This window comes from Actinoplanes sp. TFC3 (assembly GCF_001553785.1).
GTDB lineage: Bacteria > Actinomycetota > Actinomycetes > Mycobacteriales > Micromonosporaceae > Actinoplanes.
In genome coordinates this window covers 2,526,232-2,540,480 of record NZ_LOJP01000001.1, presented here as the reverse complement: position 1 = coordinate 2,540,480, position 14,249 = coordinate 2,526,232, and the positions used below count along the sequence as shown (strand labels likewise).

At 68.9% G+C, this 14,249-nt stretch carries 12 protein-coding genes and 1 pseudogene; 10 read left to right on the top strand and 3 right to left on the bottom strand.

Going from position 1 to position 14,249, the window contains the following annotated elements; translation table 11 throughout:
• Nucleotides 1-62: 62 nt before the first annotated feature.
• The 9 genes from TFC3_RS11485 to TFC3_RS11445 all read left to right on the top strand — a co-directional run bounded on the left by TFC3_RS11485 (nucleotide 63) and on the right by TFC3_RS11445 (nucleotide 10,436).
• A complete protein-coding gene (locus TFC3_RS11485) occupies nucleotides 63-830 on the top strand; it encodes a 6-phosphogluconolactonase (protein WP_067499059.1) in 768 nt (255 codons plus the stop codon).
• Nucleotides 827-1,666 (top strand): sugar phosphate isomerase/epimerase, encoded by an 840-nt coding sequence (locus tag TFC3_RS11480; protein WP_067499057.1) that lies wholly within the window; start codon nucleotides 827-829, stop codon nucleotides 1,664-1,666. Before TFC3_RS11485 ends, TFC3_RS11480 begins: the two co-directional genes overlap by 4 nt.
• Nucleotides 1,663-2,859: a Gfo/Idh/MocA family protein gene (locus tag TFC3_RS11475; RefSeq protein WP_067499056.1), complete on the top strand. Its 1,197-nt coding sequence runs from the start codon at nucleotides 1,663-1,665 to the stop codon at nucleotides 2,857-2,859. Before TFC3_RS11480 ends, TFC3_RS11475 begins: the two co-directional genes overlap by 4 nt.
• Nucleotides 2,856-3,722 carry a sugar phosphate isomerase/epimerase gene (locus tag TFC3_RS11470; RefSeq protein ID WP_067499054.1) on the top strand — a complete coding sequence of 289 codons (867 nt, stop codon included), beginning with the start codon at nucleotides 2,856-2,858 and terminating at the stop codon, nucleotides 3,720-3,722. Before TFC3_RS11475 ends, TFC3_RS11470 begins: the two co-directional genes overlap by 4 nt.
• Nucleotides 3,706-5,028 carry an extracellular solute-binding protein gene (locus tag TFC3_RS11465; RefSeq protein ID WP_067499052.1) on the top strand — a complete coding sequence of 441 codons (1,323 nt, stop codon included), beginning with the start codon at nucleotides 3,706-3,708 and terminating at the stop codon, nucleotides 5,026-5,028. Before TFC3_RS11470 ends, TFC3_RS11465 begins: the two co-directional genes overlap by 17 nt.
• Entirely contained in the window at nucleotides 5,025-5,972 is a 948-nt protein-coding gene (locus TFC3_RS11460; RefSeq protein ID WP_236718076.1) for a carbohydrate ABC transporter permease, read from the top strand. Before TFC3_RS11465 ends, TFC3_RS11460 begins: the two co-directional genes overlap by 4 nt.
• A complete protein-coding gene (locus TFC3_RS11455) occupies nucleotides 5,969-6,808 on the top strand; it encodes a carbohydrate ABC transporter permease (RefSeq protein WP_067499049.1) in 840 nt (279 codons plus the stop codon). The genes TFC3_RS11460 and TFC3_RS11455 overlap by 4 nt, the downstream gene beginning before the upstream one ends.
• Entirely contained in the window at nucleotides 6,805-8,307 is a 1,503-nt protein-coding gene (locus TFC3_RS11450; RefSeq protein ID WP_082771980.1) for a beta-N-acetylhexosaminidase, read from the top strand. Before TFC3_RS11455 ends, TFC3_RS11450 begins: the two co-directional genes overlap by 4 nt.
• Nucleotides 8,308-8,726: 419 nt before the next feature.
• Nucleotides 8,727-10,436, top strand: coding sequence for a M28 family peptidase (locus TFC3_RS11445; protein ID WP_067499047.1), 1,710 nt, complete (start codon nucleotides 8,727-8,729; stop codon nucleotides 10,434-10,436).
• Between the two features lie 59 nt (nucleotides 10,437-10,495).
• Here the strand turns inward: TFC3_RS11445 and TFC3_RS11440 are convergent, their stop codons facing one another.
• From TFC3_RS11440 to TFC3_RS11435, 3 genes and pseudogenes are all read right to left on the bottom strand, one after another.
• Complete coding sequence (locus TFC3_RS11440; RefSeq protein ID WP_067499045.1) at nucleotides 10,496-12,187, bottom strand: acyl-CoA dehydrogenase; 1,692 nt, start codon at nucleotides 12,185-12,187, stop codon at nucleotides 10,496-10,498.
• Between the two features lie 204 nt (nucleotides 12,188-12,391).
• A pseudogene (locus TFC3_RS40440) lies at nucleotides 12,392-12,505 on the bottom strand (methylmalonyl Co-A mutase-associated GTPase MeaB); the annotation flags it as partial.
• Nucleotides 12,506-12,974: 469 nt separating this feature from the next.
• Entirely contained in the window at nucleotides 12,975-13,343 is a 369-nt protein-coding gene (locus TFC3_RS11435; RefSeq protein ID WP_067499044.1) for a helix-turn-helix domain-containing protein, read from the bottom strand.
• A 93-nt stretch (nucleotides 13,344-13,436) separates the two neighbouring features.
• On the opposite strand from TFC3_RS11435, the gene TFC3_RS11430 reads away from it, so the two are divergent.
• Entirely contained in the window at nucleotides 13,437-14,075 is a 639-nt protein-coding gene (locus tag TFC3_RS11430; RefSeq protein ID WP_067499042.1) for an NAD(P)-dependent oxidoreductase, read from the top strand.
• Nucleotides 14,076-14,249: the final 174 nt, after the last annotated feature.

The window sequence follows — 14,249 nt, the reverse complement described above, 5'->3', positions numbered from 1 at the left end:
TCCGGGAATCTACCTCACCCCGAATCCTTGACGTGCACACGTTTGCACAGCAGGATCGGCGCATGTCGGAAGTCGAATCGACGCTGGTCGTCAAGGTCTTTGGCAGCCGGGCTGACCTGGGTGCCGCCGCCGCGCGGGACATCGCGCTCGCCATCGGCGACGCGGTCGCCGCACACGACTCGGCCCGGGTCGTCTTCGCTGCGGCCCCGAGCCAGCGGGAGACCCTCGCGGCGCTGGCCGCCTCGCCGGGGGTGCCGTGGGAGCGCGTCGACGCGCTCCACATGGATGAGTACGTCGGCCTGCCACCCGGGGCCCCCGAGAGGTTCGGGGCATGGCTGCGGCGCCACTTGTTCGACCGGGTGCCGTTGCGCTCGATCGACGTCATCGACCCCGGCGACGACGCCGAGGCCGAGGCTGCCCGCTACGACGCCGTGCTCGCGGCTGGCCCGGTCGACGTGGTGGTGCTCGGCGTCGGCGTCAACGGCCACATCGCCTTCAACGATCCCCCGGTCGCCGATTTCAGAGACCCGCGCCTGGCCAAGGTCGTGCACCTGGACGAACAGAGCCGCGTCCAGCAGGTGCAGGACAACTGCTTCGCCCGGCTGGAGGACGTGCCCCGCACGGCAGTCACTCTGACCGTGCCGGCGCTGTTGCGGGGCCGGCGGCTGTTCTGCCTCGTTCCGGGTGCGATCAAGGCCCCGGCCATCCGGGCCACGCTGCGCGAGCCGATCTCCACCCGGTGGCCGAGCACGATCCTGCGGACCCACCCGGACTGCGCGGTCTACCTCGACGCCGACGCGGCGTCGCTGCTGAGGGAGCCGGCCCGATGAGCGCCGCCCGGTGGCGGCTCTCCGGATTCGGCGACGAGATCCATCCGGATCCGGCGGTCCAGGTCGCTGTGCTGCAGGCACTCGGCGCATCGTCGATCGAGGTCCGCAGCGCCTGGGACGTCAACGTGATCGAGCTCGGCCCCGATCGGCTGCGCGACCTCCGTACGCTGTTCGACCGGCTCGGGCAGGACGTCTCCGCGGTGGCCTCGCCGGTCGGCAAGGTCGATGTGGCGTTGCCGGTTGAGTACGAGATCGACCGGCTCGGCCGGGCCGTCGCGGCGGCCCACACGCTCGGCACCCGCTACATCCGGATCTTCTCGTTCTACCGCGGGCCGCACCGGACACCGCTCGACGTCCGGGACGACGTGCTCACCCGGATGCGAGCCCTGACCGATCTCGCCGAGCGCGAGGACGTGGTGCTGCTGCACGAGAACGAGAAGGACATCTACGGCGACGTACCGGCACGGGTGCTCGACCTCGTCGAGGCGGTCGGCTCGCCGAACCTGCGCCTGGCCTGGGACAGCGCCAACTACGTGCAGTGCGGCGTGCGGCCCTTCTCGCAGGGCTGGGCCGGCCTGGCCCCCTACGTCGAGTATCTCCAGGTCAAAGACGCGGTGGCGGCGACCGGTCAGGTCGTCGCCGCGGGCGAGGGGGACGGCGAGCTGCCGGCCACGATCGCCGCACTCAAGGCCGACGGATACGCCGGCTACGCCTCTCTCGAACCTCATCTCACGCAAGCGGGAAGCCTCGGCGGCTTCTCGGGTCCGGCCGCCTTCGGCCGGGCCGCGCGTGCCTTCCGGCGCCTCGCCGACCAGATCGGAGTCGACCTGACATGACCACCAGCAACCCCCGCATCCGCCTCGCGGTGGTCGGCTCCGGCATCATCGGCCGCCACCAGGCCAAGGCCGCGCTCGCCCAAGGGGACTTCGAGGTCGCCGCGTTCATCGACGACACGCTCGGGCAGGCCACCGAGGCGGCCGACGCCGTCGAGACGGCCGGGCACCCGCGACCGGTGGCTGCCCGCACGATCGCCGAGGCCTTGGCCGCCACCGCGATCGACCTGTTCACCATCTGCACGCCGTCCGGCCTGCACGTCGATCTGGCCGAGGAGGCGCTGGCCACCGGCAAGCACGTGGTCATCGAGAAGCCGCTGGACACGACCATGCCCCGGGCCCGGCGGATCGCGCAGGCCGCGGCCGAGGCGCGGCGCAACGGCGCGATGGTCTCGGTGATCAGCCAGCACCGGGTCGACCCCGCGTCGGTGCTGGTCACCAAGACCGCGCACGACGGTGGCTTCGGCCGGGTGACCTCCGGTGTGTGCAGCGTCGCCTGGTATCGATCCCAGGGTTACTACGACTCCGGCGCCTGGCGTGGCACCTGGGCACTCGACGGCGGCGGCGCGGTCAGCAACCAGGGAGTGCACACCGTCGACCTGCTCGTCTGGGCCCTCGGCCGGCCGGTCGAGATCACCGCTACGACCGCGCTGCTCGGCCACGAGCGGATCGAGGTCGAGGACGTCGCGGTGGCGACCGTACGCTTCGAGTCCGGCGCGCTCGGCGTCATTCACTGCACCACCGCGGCGTACCCGGGGTTGTCGGCCCGGTACGCCGTCTACGGCACGCACGGCTCGGCGGTGATCGAGGACGACCGCCTGGCCTACTTCCACGCCGCTCCCCCGTCCTCGACGCTCGCCTCGGCGTCAACGACCGGCAACTCGCCGGCCGCCGAGGGTGCCGGCGACCAGAAGGCCGGGCTGGTGCCGCCGGAGCACTCGACCGACGGCCCGGCCGAGAAGGACCACTTCCTGGCCGGCCACATCCGGCAGTACGCCGATCTGTCCGGCGCGATCCGCGACCAGCGCGAACCGGCCGTGACCGTCGAGGCGGCCCTGCTCACCTTGGCCACGGTCCGCGGCCTCTACCTCAGCGCCACCCTCGGCCGACCGATCCGCATCGACGACGTCCTGGCCGGCGAGTACGACGGCGAGCCCGAGCACAACAGCGACCCGATCGAGGGGGTCGCGCGATGAAGTTCTCGGTGTTCACCGCGTCCACCCCGGACTGGACGCCGCAGGAGGCGGCCGCCACGCTGGCCGCGCAGGGCTGGGACGGCATCGAGTGGCGGATCGTCGACCAGCGGCCGGCCGACCCGCCGGGTTTCTGGGCCGGCAACCGCTCGACCTGGCCCTTCACCGGGCTCGAGGAGCGGGTGCCGGAGATCGACCGGGTCACCGCCGAAGCCGGCTTGGAGATCTCCGGAATCGGCGGCTACGAGCCCGCCTCGGAGCACGAGCGGGTGCTGACCGTGCTGCGCGCGACCGCCGCGCTCGGGGCACGCCAGGCGCGGGTCACCATGCCCGCGACCGGGGGTGTCACGCCGTACCCGCAGCTCTTCGCCCGGACCCGCGCCGACCTGGAGTGGGTCGCTCAGCAGGCGGCCGAGCTGGGTGTGAAGGCACTGGTGGAGACGCATCAGGACACCGTCACGCCGTCCGCGTCGGCCGCGTTGCGGCTGCTCGACGGGCTCGACCCCGAGCATGTCGGGGTCATCCACGACCTCGGCAACCTGGTCGTCGAGGGGCAGGAGAACCATCGGGCCGCGTTCGAGATGCTCGGCCCCTATCTGGCACACGTGCACGTCAAGAACGCTCGCTGGGTCACCACCGGCGAGCAGTGCGCGGACGGCGGTGCGCAGTGGACGTACGAGTGGGCCGGGCTCACCACCGGCCAGGCCTCGGTCGGCCGCTACCTCGGTGAGCTGCGCGCTCACGGCTACGACGGCTGGGTGACGGTCGAGGACTTCTCGACCGAGCTTCCGCTGGCCAAGCGCACCGCCGGCAATCTCGCCTACCTCCAAACCCTGTTGGGAGAGACGCATGCGACGAATAGTTAGCTCCCTCGCCATCGCCACCACCGCGGTGCTGGTCACCGCCGGATGCTCGGCCGGCAGCGGCGGCTCGAGCGGGATCGACAAGAGTGCACCCGACAAGCTCTCGGGCACCGTGTCGCTCTGGCACTTCTTCTCCGACCAGAACGCCGACGTGATGAAACAGGTGGTGGCCAGCTTCGAAAAGAAGTATCCGGATGTCAAAGTCGAGCTCCACGACGGGCAGGACGACACCAAGGTCCAGAAGGCGATCTCCGCCGGTCAGCCGATCGATGTCGCGGTGTCCAGCTCGTCCCAGCCGGTCGGCAGCTTCTGCTCCTCGGGAGCGTTCCGCGACCTGCAACCGTTCATCGACCGCGACAAGGTCGACCTGGATGACATCCCGCCCGCGGTCCGCGACTACACGCAGTACAAGGGCAAGCGATGCACGCTGCCGATGCTGGCCGACAGCACCGGCATGTTCTACAACACCGACCTGTTCAAGGCGGCCGGCATCGCCTCACCACCGAAGACGCTGGAGGAGCTCGAGGCCGACGGGCTCGCGCTGACCAAGTACAACCCGGACGGGTCAATCAGGCAGCTCGGCTTCAACCCGCTGATCGACTTCTACGAGAACGGCGTCGGCCACTGGCAGCCGATGATCAACGGGACGTTCCTGAACGCCGACGGCACCTCGGCGATCGGCGGCTCGGACGCCTGGAAGAAGCTCATCACCTGGCAGAAGGCGTACGTCGACCGGATCGGCTACGCGAAGCTGAGGGCGTTCACCTCCGGTCTCGGCCAGGAGTCGCAGGCCAGCAACGCGTTCTTCACCGGCCAGGTCGCCATCACGATCGACGGCGAGTGGCGGGTCGGCAAGATCACCAAGATGAAGCCCGGCCTGCCGTACGCCACCGCGCCTTCGCCGGTGATGGACGGCGTCGGCAAGTACGGCGCCTCGTCGATCACTGGGAACGTAGCCGGCATCGGCCGGGGCTCGAAGGTGCCGGAGCTGGCCTGGGCACTGCTGAAGTACTTGACCACCGACACCGCCGTGCAGGTGGAGCTGGGCAACGGGGTCAGCAACATCCCGACCCTCACCTCGGCGCTGAAGTCTCCCGACCTGAAGGTCAGCCCGGTCTACAAGACGTTCGTGGTCGGCGCCGCCGATCCTCACACGGTCACCTTCCCGGCCACCCCGGACGGCGCGGCCTACCTCCAGACCTTCCAGAAGGCGTGGGCCGATTACCAGGAGAAGGGTGGCGACGTGAACGCCTTCACCGCGAACCTGGACATCACCATCGACAATGCCAGCAAGCTGGCGGGTCCGTGACGAGGCCGAGCCGGCGCGGCATCGAAGCGCGTCGCCGCATGGTGGCGCTCTCGATGCTCGCGCCGACGCTGACCGGCCTGCTTCTCTTCTTCGGCTATCCGCTGGTCGCGTCGGTGTTCTACTCGTTCACCCGCTACAACCAGTTGCAGGCGCCGCAATTCGTCGGGCTGTTGAACTACCGGTTCATGGTCACCGCGGATCCGCAGATCTTCACCGCGGCCCGCAACACCTTGTGGTTCGTGGTCGTGCTCGTGCCGGCGCGGATCGTCTGCGCGCTGATGCTGGCCGGTCTGCTGGCTCGGGCCAAGACGGCGGTCGGCTTCTGGCGCACGGTGTTCTACCTGCCGGCCCTGGTGCCCCCGGTGGCCAGCGTGGTGGCATTCGTGTTCCTGTTCAACCCCGGTACCGGCCCGGTCAACCACGTGCTGTCCTGGCTGGGCATCAAGGGACCGCTGTGGTTCAACGACCCGGCCTGGTCCAAGCCGTCGCTGGTGCTGCTCGGCGTCTGGGTGATGGGCGACATGATGATCATCTTTCTGGCGGCGCTACTCGACGTGCCCCGGGAGCTGTACGAGGCGTCCTCGCTCGACGGCGCGAACGGCGTCCAACAGGTGCGCCACGTGACCCTGCCGACGATCTCGCCGGTGCTCGGTTTCGCGGCCGCGACCGGTGTGATCGCCGCCCTGCAGTACTTCACCGAGGCCGCGATTGCCTCGCAGGTCGCCTCCGGCAAGATCACGGTCGGCGGCGGGTCGGGCACCGACCTCGGCTATCCCGGCAGCTCGTTGATGACCTACACGCAGCTGCTCTACCAGCACGGCTTCGCAAACTTCCAGTTCGGCTACGCGTCCGCCATGGCCGTGGTGCTGTTTCTGACCACCGCACTGGTCCTCGTCCTGGTGATGCGCCGCATCGCCGTCTTCCGACCGGAGAACAACTCATGACCTCGCGCGTGCACTCCAGCCGGCCGCTGCTCTGGGTCGCCGAGCACACGGCCCTGGTCGTGCTCGGCGTCGCGACGGTCGTACCCGTCGTCTTCGTGGTGCTGACCTCGCTGATGACCAGCGACCAGGCGCTGTCGGCGACGATTGTCCCGCACCCCTTCTCCTGGGACAACTACACGCACATCTTCACTCAGTTGCCGGTCGCGCGCTGGTTCGGCAACTCGGCCCAGTACGCGGTGCTGGCCACCACGTTCATGCTGGCGTCGAGCATTCCCGCGGCGTATGCGCTCTCGCAGGTGCGCTTCCGCGGCGCCAACCTGATCTTCACTCTGATCATCGTGACGATGCTGCTGCCGCCGCAGGTGACGGCGGTGCCGAAATACGTGCTGTTCAGCCGGCTGCACCTGACCGGCACGCTGTGGCCGTTGATCCTGCCCAACCTGCTCGGCGACGCGTTCAGCATCTTCCTGTTGCGGCAGTTCTTCCTGACCATCCCCAAGGAGTACGCGGATGCCGCGCGCATCGACGGCTGCGGCGAGTGGGGTGTGCTGCGACGCGTCATCGTACCGATGGCCCGGCCCGGCATCGCGTCGGCGGCCATCTTCTTGTTCTTCAGCTCTTGGAACGACTACTACGGACCGCTGGTCTACGCGTCGGAGAACGAACGCTGGTGGCCGATCGCGTACGGGCTGGCCACCTTCCGCGGCCAGCACGGCAGCGACTGGTCGTTGACGATGGCGCTGACCGTGGTGATCATGGTGCCGGTGGTGGTGATCTTCTTCTTCGCGCAGAAGGCGTTCGTCGAAGGCATCTCGCTGACGGGGGTGAAGGGATGATCGTCCCGGCCCCGGTGCGATATACCGAGAGCGGCGGTCCGCCGTACGAGCTCTCGCCACGCACGCGCATCGTCCTCGACGACCCGGCGCTGCACACCACGGCTTCCCTGCTCGCGGAGCGGTTGCGTGTGTCCACCGGATTCCCGATCCCCGTCGTCACCCAGCCCGTCTCCACCCGGCTCGCCGGGACGGACGACGTCGAGCTGATGATCGGCGAGCTGACCGGCCCGGCGGAGGCCTACCTGCTCACCGCCGGGCCGCGCCGGGTCACCATCACCGGTGCGAGCGCCGCCGGGGTGCTGCGTGGCATCCAGACGCTGCTGCAGATGCTGCCGCCTGCGGTGTTCGCCGGCTCGGCGGTGCAGCCGGCTCCTCGGTGGACGGTGCCGTCCTGCCGCATCGCCGACCATCCGCGGTTCGCGCACCGCGGGCTGATGCTCGACCCGGCCCGCAGCTTCCTGGGCGTGCCCGAGGTCAAGCGGCTCGTTGACGCTCTGGTGCTGGTCAAGGGCAACCGGCTGCACCTGCACCTGACCGACGACCAGGGCTGGCGCATCGAGATCCGATCGTGGCCGAACCTCACCGCGCACGGCGGCACCGGAGCGGTCGCGGGCTGCCCTTCCGGCTTCTACACCCAGGACGACTACGCCGAGATCGTCCGCTACGCCGCCGACCGCCACGTGCTGGTCGTTCCGGAGATCGACGTACCCGGTCACACCACGGCCGCGGTCTCGTCCTATCCCGAGCTCCACGGCGGCGGCCCGCCGATCCCGCTGATGACCACGGATGGCGTCGGGACGGTCGCGCTGGACGTCGAGCGCGAGGTGACGTACGCGTTCCTGGACGACGTGATCCGCGAAGTGGCCGCGCTGACCCCGGGGCCTTACCTGCACATCGGCGGCGACGAAGTCGTCGGCATGCCGGAGGAGCAGTACGCGGCCTTCCTGCGACGGGCCCGCCGGATCGTCGCCTCGTACGGCAAGACGATGATCGGCTGGACGCCGGTGCCGAAGGCCGGCCTCGACGCCGGGGTGGTCCACCAATACTGGGCCGATCGGGCCGGCGAGACCACGCAGGAGTGGTTCGCGGGGGGCCGGCCGGTGCTCCTCTCCCCCACGTTCCGCACCTATCTCGACTACGGGTTCGCGCCCGGCTACGGCATCAAGTACACCGACCGCACCACCCGAGCCGCGTACGAGTGGGACCCGGCCGACGTCATCGACGAAACCACGGGCCGCAGCCTGCACCGCGAGTTCGGCCTCACCGAGGCGCAGACCCAGGGCGTCGAGGCGGCGATCTGGGGCGAGACGATGCGCCGCGGCGGCCCGGACGTCGAGACGGCCGTGTGGCCACGCCTCGCCGCGATCATGGAGAAGGCGTGGAGCCCAGCCGGAGACTTCGACGACTTCGCTTCGCGGATGGCGGCCCTCGGCGCCCGGCTGCGCGCGATGGGCATCCGCTTCTGGCCCGACCCCGAGATCGCGTGGGACCTCCCGTAAGGGGCGGATCAGCCATGTTGACATGCCAACCAATATCCACCAGGGCCGTTGATCACGCACGAATCACGCGTGGGGGCCGTCGGCCGTTGTTCGACGGACACACCGAGGTCGCCCGGCACGACGGCTGATGCCGCCGTGCTCGCATCACCCGCCCGGATGACGGCCATCCGGGCTTGGCGCCGGTGCGACCCAGTTGGTTCAACGGCGGGAACCCTTGGCGATCGGTACGACGCCGAAGCGCTGAGAGCCACGCCCACCCGTTCTTTCCCGAGAACCGGACCGCCAGCGGGCCCTCGATGCCATCCCCGGCCTGCCTGAACAACTCAGAGATATAGGCATTTCAATATCTTGCGCTCGACGGCACTGTCCTGTTCTCCTACGGCAGGCCGTGAACCCGGCCTCGACCCTGGGAGCGCTTCATGAGATTCAGAACGGTGATGGCAGCTGCGGTTGTCAGCGCGGTGACGGCACTGGCGATCGGTGCACCACCGGCGGCTGCGGCCGATACTCCCCTGTTGCTCGCTCCGCCGCCCGTCGATGTCGCCAACGTCAACGCCCACCTGCAACAGCTGCAGACCTTCGCCACCAGCAACGGCGGCAACCGGGCCACCGGCACGGCCGGGCACTCCGCGACGACGACCTACCTGCAGCAGAAGTTGCAGGCGGCCGGGTTCACCGTCACCGTGCAGACCTGCACCACCTGCAGCGGCTCCGCGAAGAACATCATCGCCGACTGGCCGGGCGGCGACACCAGCAACACCTACATGTTCGGCGCCCACTCCGACGGCGTTTCGGCCGGGCCCGGCATCAACGACGACGGCTCCGGCACGGCCACGCTGCTGGAAGCCGCGCTGCGGCTGGCCGCGAACCACCCGGCCATGACCAAACATTTGCGCTTCGGCTGGTGGGCCGGGGAGGAGCAGGGGCTGATCGGCTCCAAGTTCTACGTCAACTCTTTGACCACGGCACAGAAGTCGGCCATCAAGGCCTACGGCACCTTCGACATGGTCGCGTCCACCAACGGTGGCTACTTCGTGACCGGCACCGACGCCATCGCCGTGAAGCTGCGTGAGTACTTCACCTCGATCAACGTTGCCACCGAGACGTCGACCGAGTGCTGCAGCGACGACGGCTCGTTCCGCAACGCGGGCATTCCGTCGTCGATCAACTCCACCGGGGCCGGCTACACCAAGACCAGCGCCCAGGTGACCAAGTGGGGCGGTACCGCCGGGCAGCCGTACGACCCCTGCTACCACAAGGCCTGCGACTCGTATCCGTCGAACATCAACAGCACCTCCCTGGGCCGCTGGGCCAACGCCGAGGAGTACGCCCTCTGGACCCTCACCACAGGCACTACGCCGGCCAACGACTTCTCGGTGTCGCTCAGCCCGGGTACGGGCGCGGTGACCCCGGGTGGAACAGTCACGACCTCCGTGAGCACCGCCACCACCTCCGGCAGCGCGCAGACCGTCGCGCTGAGCAGTTCCGGCGCTCCCGCGGGCGTCTCGGTGAGCTTCAGCCCGGCCTCGGTCACCTCCGGTGGGTCGTCGACCATGACCGTAGCGACCACCACCGCCGCCGCGCCCGGTTCCTACACCATCACCGTCACCGGTACGGGATCGGCAAGCCACAGTGCTTCGTACACGTTGGTTCTCAATGGCACCGGCGCGTGCACCAGTCCCGGTCAGAAGCTCGGCAACCCGGGCTTCGAGACCGCCTCCGCCCCGTGGACGGCGTCGAGCGGGGTCATCGGCGCGAACACCGGCGACGGCGCGCCGCGATCCGGCACCCGTAACGCCTACCTGGACGGCTACGGCTCGGCCCACACCGACACCCTGTCCCAGTCGGTGACCCTCCCGGCCGGCTGCAGCACCTACACGCTCTCGTTCTACCTCAAGATCAGCACGGCCGAGACGACAACCACCAGCCAGTACGACAAACTGACCGTCCAGGCCGGCTCCACCACTTTGCAGGTCTTCTCCAACCTCAACGCCAGTGCCTACACCCTTCGCTCGTACGACATAAGCGCCTTCGCCGGACAGACCGTGGTCCTCAAGTTCACCGGGGTTGAGGACTCCTCGCTGAAGACGTCCTTCGTGATCGACGACACCGCACTCACGGTCAGCTGAGGCAACCGGACGATGCCGCAGGGCGCACCACTCCTGCGGCATCGTCGGGCCGGCACGGATCAAAGGACCGTGTCGTCCAGGTCCAGCAACAGCGTGTCACCGGATTCGAGCAGGTCCAGCCAAGGCCCGATCCGCGGCAACTCGTGCTCGAAGAAGTACCGGCCGGCCACCCGCTTGCCGTCGTAGAACGCGCCCTCCTTGACACCGGCCGCGTCGAGCTGGGACAACCACATCCAGGCGATCACAATGTGCCCCGCAGCGTCCAGATAGGTCGATGCGTTCGACAGCGCCTTGTCAGCGTCGCCGGACGCCCACAGGTACGCGGTAACCGCGGCCAGCCTCTCCGCCGCCGCGAGCAACCGCGGTGCGTACGGCGACGACGAGGACGTAGCCGTGGCGGAGATCGCCGACACCAGCACCCGCAGACCGTCGTTCAGCAGAACCTTGCGGCCGAGCAGGTCGAGCGCCTGGATCCCGTCCGTACCCTCGTGGATCGGGTTGAGCCGGTTGTCGCGGTAGAACTGCTCGACCGGGTATTCGCGCGTATAGCCGTAGCCGCCGTACACCTGGATGGCGAGGTCGTTCGCGCGTAGACACCACTGCGACGGCCACGCCTTGACGATCGGCGTCAGCACGTCGAGGAGCACGTTCTCGCCGACGTCGACGAGCTTGGCGGCGTACAGAATCAGAGCCATGCCGCCCTCGACGTAGCTCTTGCAGGCCAGCAGCATGCGCCGCACATCGGGGTGACGCACGATGGGCACCGGCGGCGCCGAAGGGTCCTTCCCGGCGGGCGGCCGGCCCTGCTGGCGCTCCCGCGCATAGGCGAGCGCATGCAGATAGCCGGTGTATCCGAGCGCCACCGCACCCGCCCCGACACCGATCCGCGCCTCATTCATCATGTGGAACATCTGGGCCAAACCCTGACCTTCCGACTGTACGAGGTGAGCAGTCGCGTCGTCGAAGGCCAGCACAGCATTGGTCGTACCGCGGAATCCCATCTTGTGGTTGAGCCCGGCCAGGGTGACGTTGTTGCGGATGCCGGGGGCAAGGTGCTTCGGCACGATGAACAGCGACAGTCCCTTCACCCCCGCCGGCGCCCCCACCACCCGCGCCAGCACCAGATGCACGATCGACTCGCTGAGCTCATGATCCCCCGCCGAGATCCACATCTTCGACCCGGTGATCCGGTACGTTCCGTCGTCCTGCCGCACGGCCCGGGTCGTCACGTCGCTGAGCGAGGAACCCGCCTGCGGTTCCGACAGGCACATCGTCCCGGTGTAACGGCCCTCGAGCATCGGCCGTACGTAGGTGTCGATCTGCTCCGGGCTGCCGTATTCCAGCAGCAGGGCAGCGTTGCCCATGGTCAGCATCGAGTACGCCGACGTGGCGATGTTCGCCGCCTGGAACCACGCGAAGCATGCCCGCCCCACCACTTGCGGCAACTCCATGCCCCCGACCGAAGCCGGAAACGTCGCCGACAGCAATCCCGCGTCCGCGAAGGCCCGCAACGCCTTACCCACCTCGGGAATCACCGTCGCCGACGACCCGTCAAACGTCGGCTCCTCCAGATCGCCGCGCCGGTTGTGCGGGGCAAACTCCCGCTCGGCGATCCGCTGCGACAGATCAAGCAGCGCGTCGAACGTCTCCCGGCCGTGCTCGGCGAACCGCGGCTGCGCGGTCAGGGACTCGACGTCGAGCCACTCGTACAGCAGGAAGTCCAGATCGCGGCGGTTCAGGATCATCGACATGCATCCACCGTAGGCGCCGGTAACCGCAATCGCCCGCCTGAAAAGATCACTGGAGTCTTGACTAGCCTCATTTGTCGGGCTGACAGGATTTACACCTGCGACCCCTCGACTCCCAGCATTTGGCAGGCCCGGCGACGTGCCACCGAAGACCGCTGTCTCCGACTGCCCGACGCCGACCGTCTCGACCAGGACCACGTCGTACCCGGCCGCGTCGACGGCGGTGATCGCGTTGCGGGTCGCCGGGCCCACGCCGCCGAGCGCCCCGCCGAACGGGGACGCCCGCAAGTAGACACCGGATCGGTCGGTGAGGCGTCCCATCCGGGTGCCGCCGCGCCGCGGCAGTGGCTGGTCGGCTTGGGAACAGATATCCGGGAGCGCCGCCGGCGATCGCCGCGGGACCCGGGGACGCCGAGATCCGTTCTCCCCTGCGCGACCCGGCCAAAATGATGAACAACGGCGCGCGAAAAACGGTACGAAAGAATGGCCGTCGCTTTCACCACCATCGTAACCGGCAGTCTAACGGTCCGGCGGAACGCAGGCCAATACGATTTCGGCCCGGCCGGGAAACCGCAATTATCTAGAGGGGAAAAGCGGGTTATCGGCTCCCGAGAAACTTATTACCATTCGCTTTTGCCGTGACCACGGGCGGCCCTTTCGCAGAATACGGAAACCGGGAACCCGTCGTCACTGATGTGCACCGGCTCGCCGACCTGATCACCGAGACGCCCTGGCGCGTCGGAAAGCTCGCTGAGGACGGCCCCGGCAGACCCGGGGCCGTCCGCCCATATCAGGCGCTGCGCTGCTCGTAGACCTCGCGGGCGCCGAGTAGCTCGCCGAGGTGCTCCTCGGCCCAGTCGCACCACGTGTTCAGCGGCTCCAGCAGGGAGCGGCCGAGATCGGTCAGCTCATATTCCACCCGGGGCGGGACACCTGGGTAGGACGTGCGGGTGATGATGCCGTCGCGCTCCATCGCGCGCAGCGACTCGGCCAGCACCTTCGGAGTGACGCCCTGCAGCGGCGCCTGCAACTCGGAGAAACGACGCCGGCCGTCCTTCAGGAACACCATGATCTTCGCGGCCCACTTGTTGGTCATCCGCATCGGCAGAGCCGTGGTCCGGCACTGCGAAAACATGGCGGGATCCAGCGGAGTAGTCATGCCCGAGACGATAGCAAATTCTTTCGTATCGTTGCAGTAACTGAGGAGTCGGCCGCTACCGTTCTGGCTACTACAACGGAAGGAAATTGTTAAATGAGCAAGATCGTGGTTTTCGGCGCCGGCGGCAAGGCGGTGGCCGAGGCGGTCTGCCGCGGGCACGAGGTGATTGCGGTCATGCGTGACCCGGGTAAGTACCCGGACCTCGGCGGCGCGGGCGTCTCCGTGGTGGCCGGCGACGTGACCGACGCCGACAGCGTCGCCACTGTGGCGGCCGGTGCGGACGCCGCCGTCTCCGCCGTCTTCCGCCCCGACGTCCCGGCCGGCGACTTCTACCGGGCGGCCGCCGAGGCGCTCGTCGGCGGCCTGGCCAAGGCGGGCGTCGGCAGGCTCGCGGTCGTGGGCGTCGGCACCGCGCTGGAGGTGTCGCCCGGCGTCGCCGTGCACGACACCCCCGGCTTCCCGGATGCAGGAAAGGACTTCTCCCTGGGCCACGCGGCGGAGATCGCGGTCCTGGAGGGCAGCGACGCGTCCCTCGACTACGTCATCGTGGTGCCTCCGCCGGTCGTCCTGGACGCCGACGCGGAGCGCACCGGGAAGTACACGGTCGGCGGCAGGCAGCTGCAGCCGACTGTCGAGGGTGCGCCGGCCTTCGCCTACGCCGACCTCGCCGTCGCGCTGATCGACGAGGTGGAGACGCCGCGGCACCACCGTGAGCTGATCTCGGTCGCCTGACTTCACCGCGGGGTGAGGACGGTCGGTTCTCACCGCGTGCGGCCCGTGTCCATGGACCGTCTCCCCCGTCGGGACCCGCCGATGAAGCCATCGGCGGGCAGGCCGGCGACGTGCCGGATCGCCGGGTGGAAGCGGGTCTGCAGGCCTACCGCGCCGCGCACCCCCGCCCCGGCG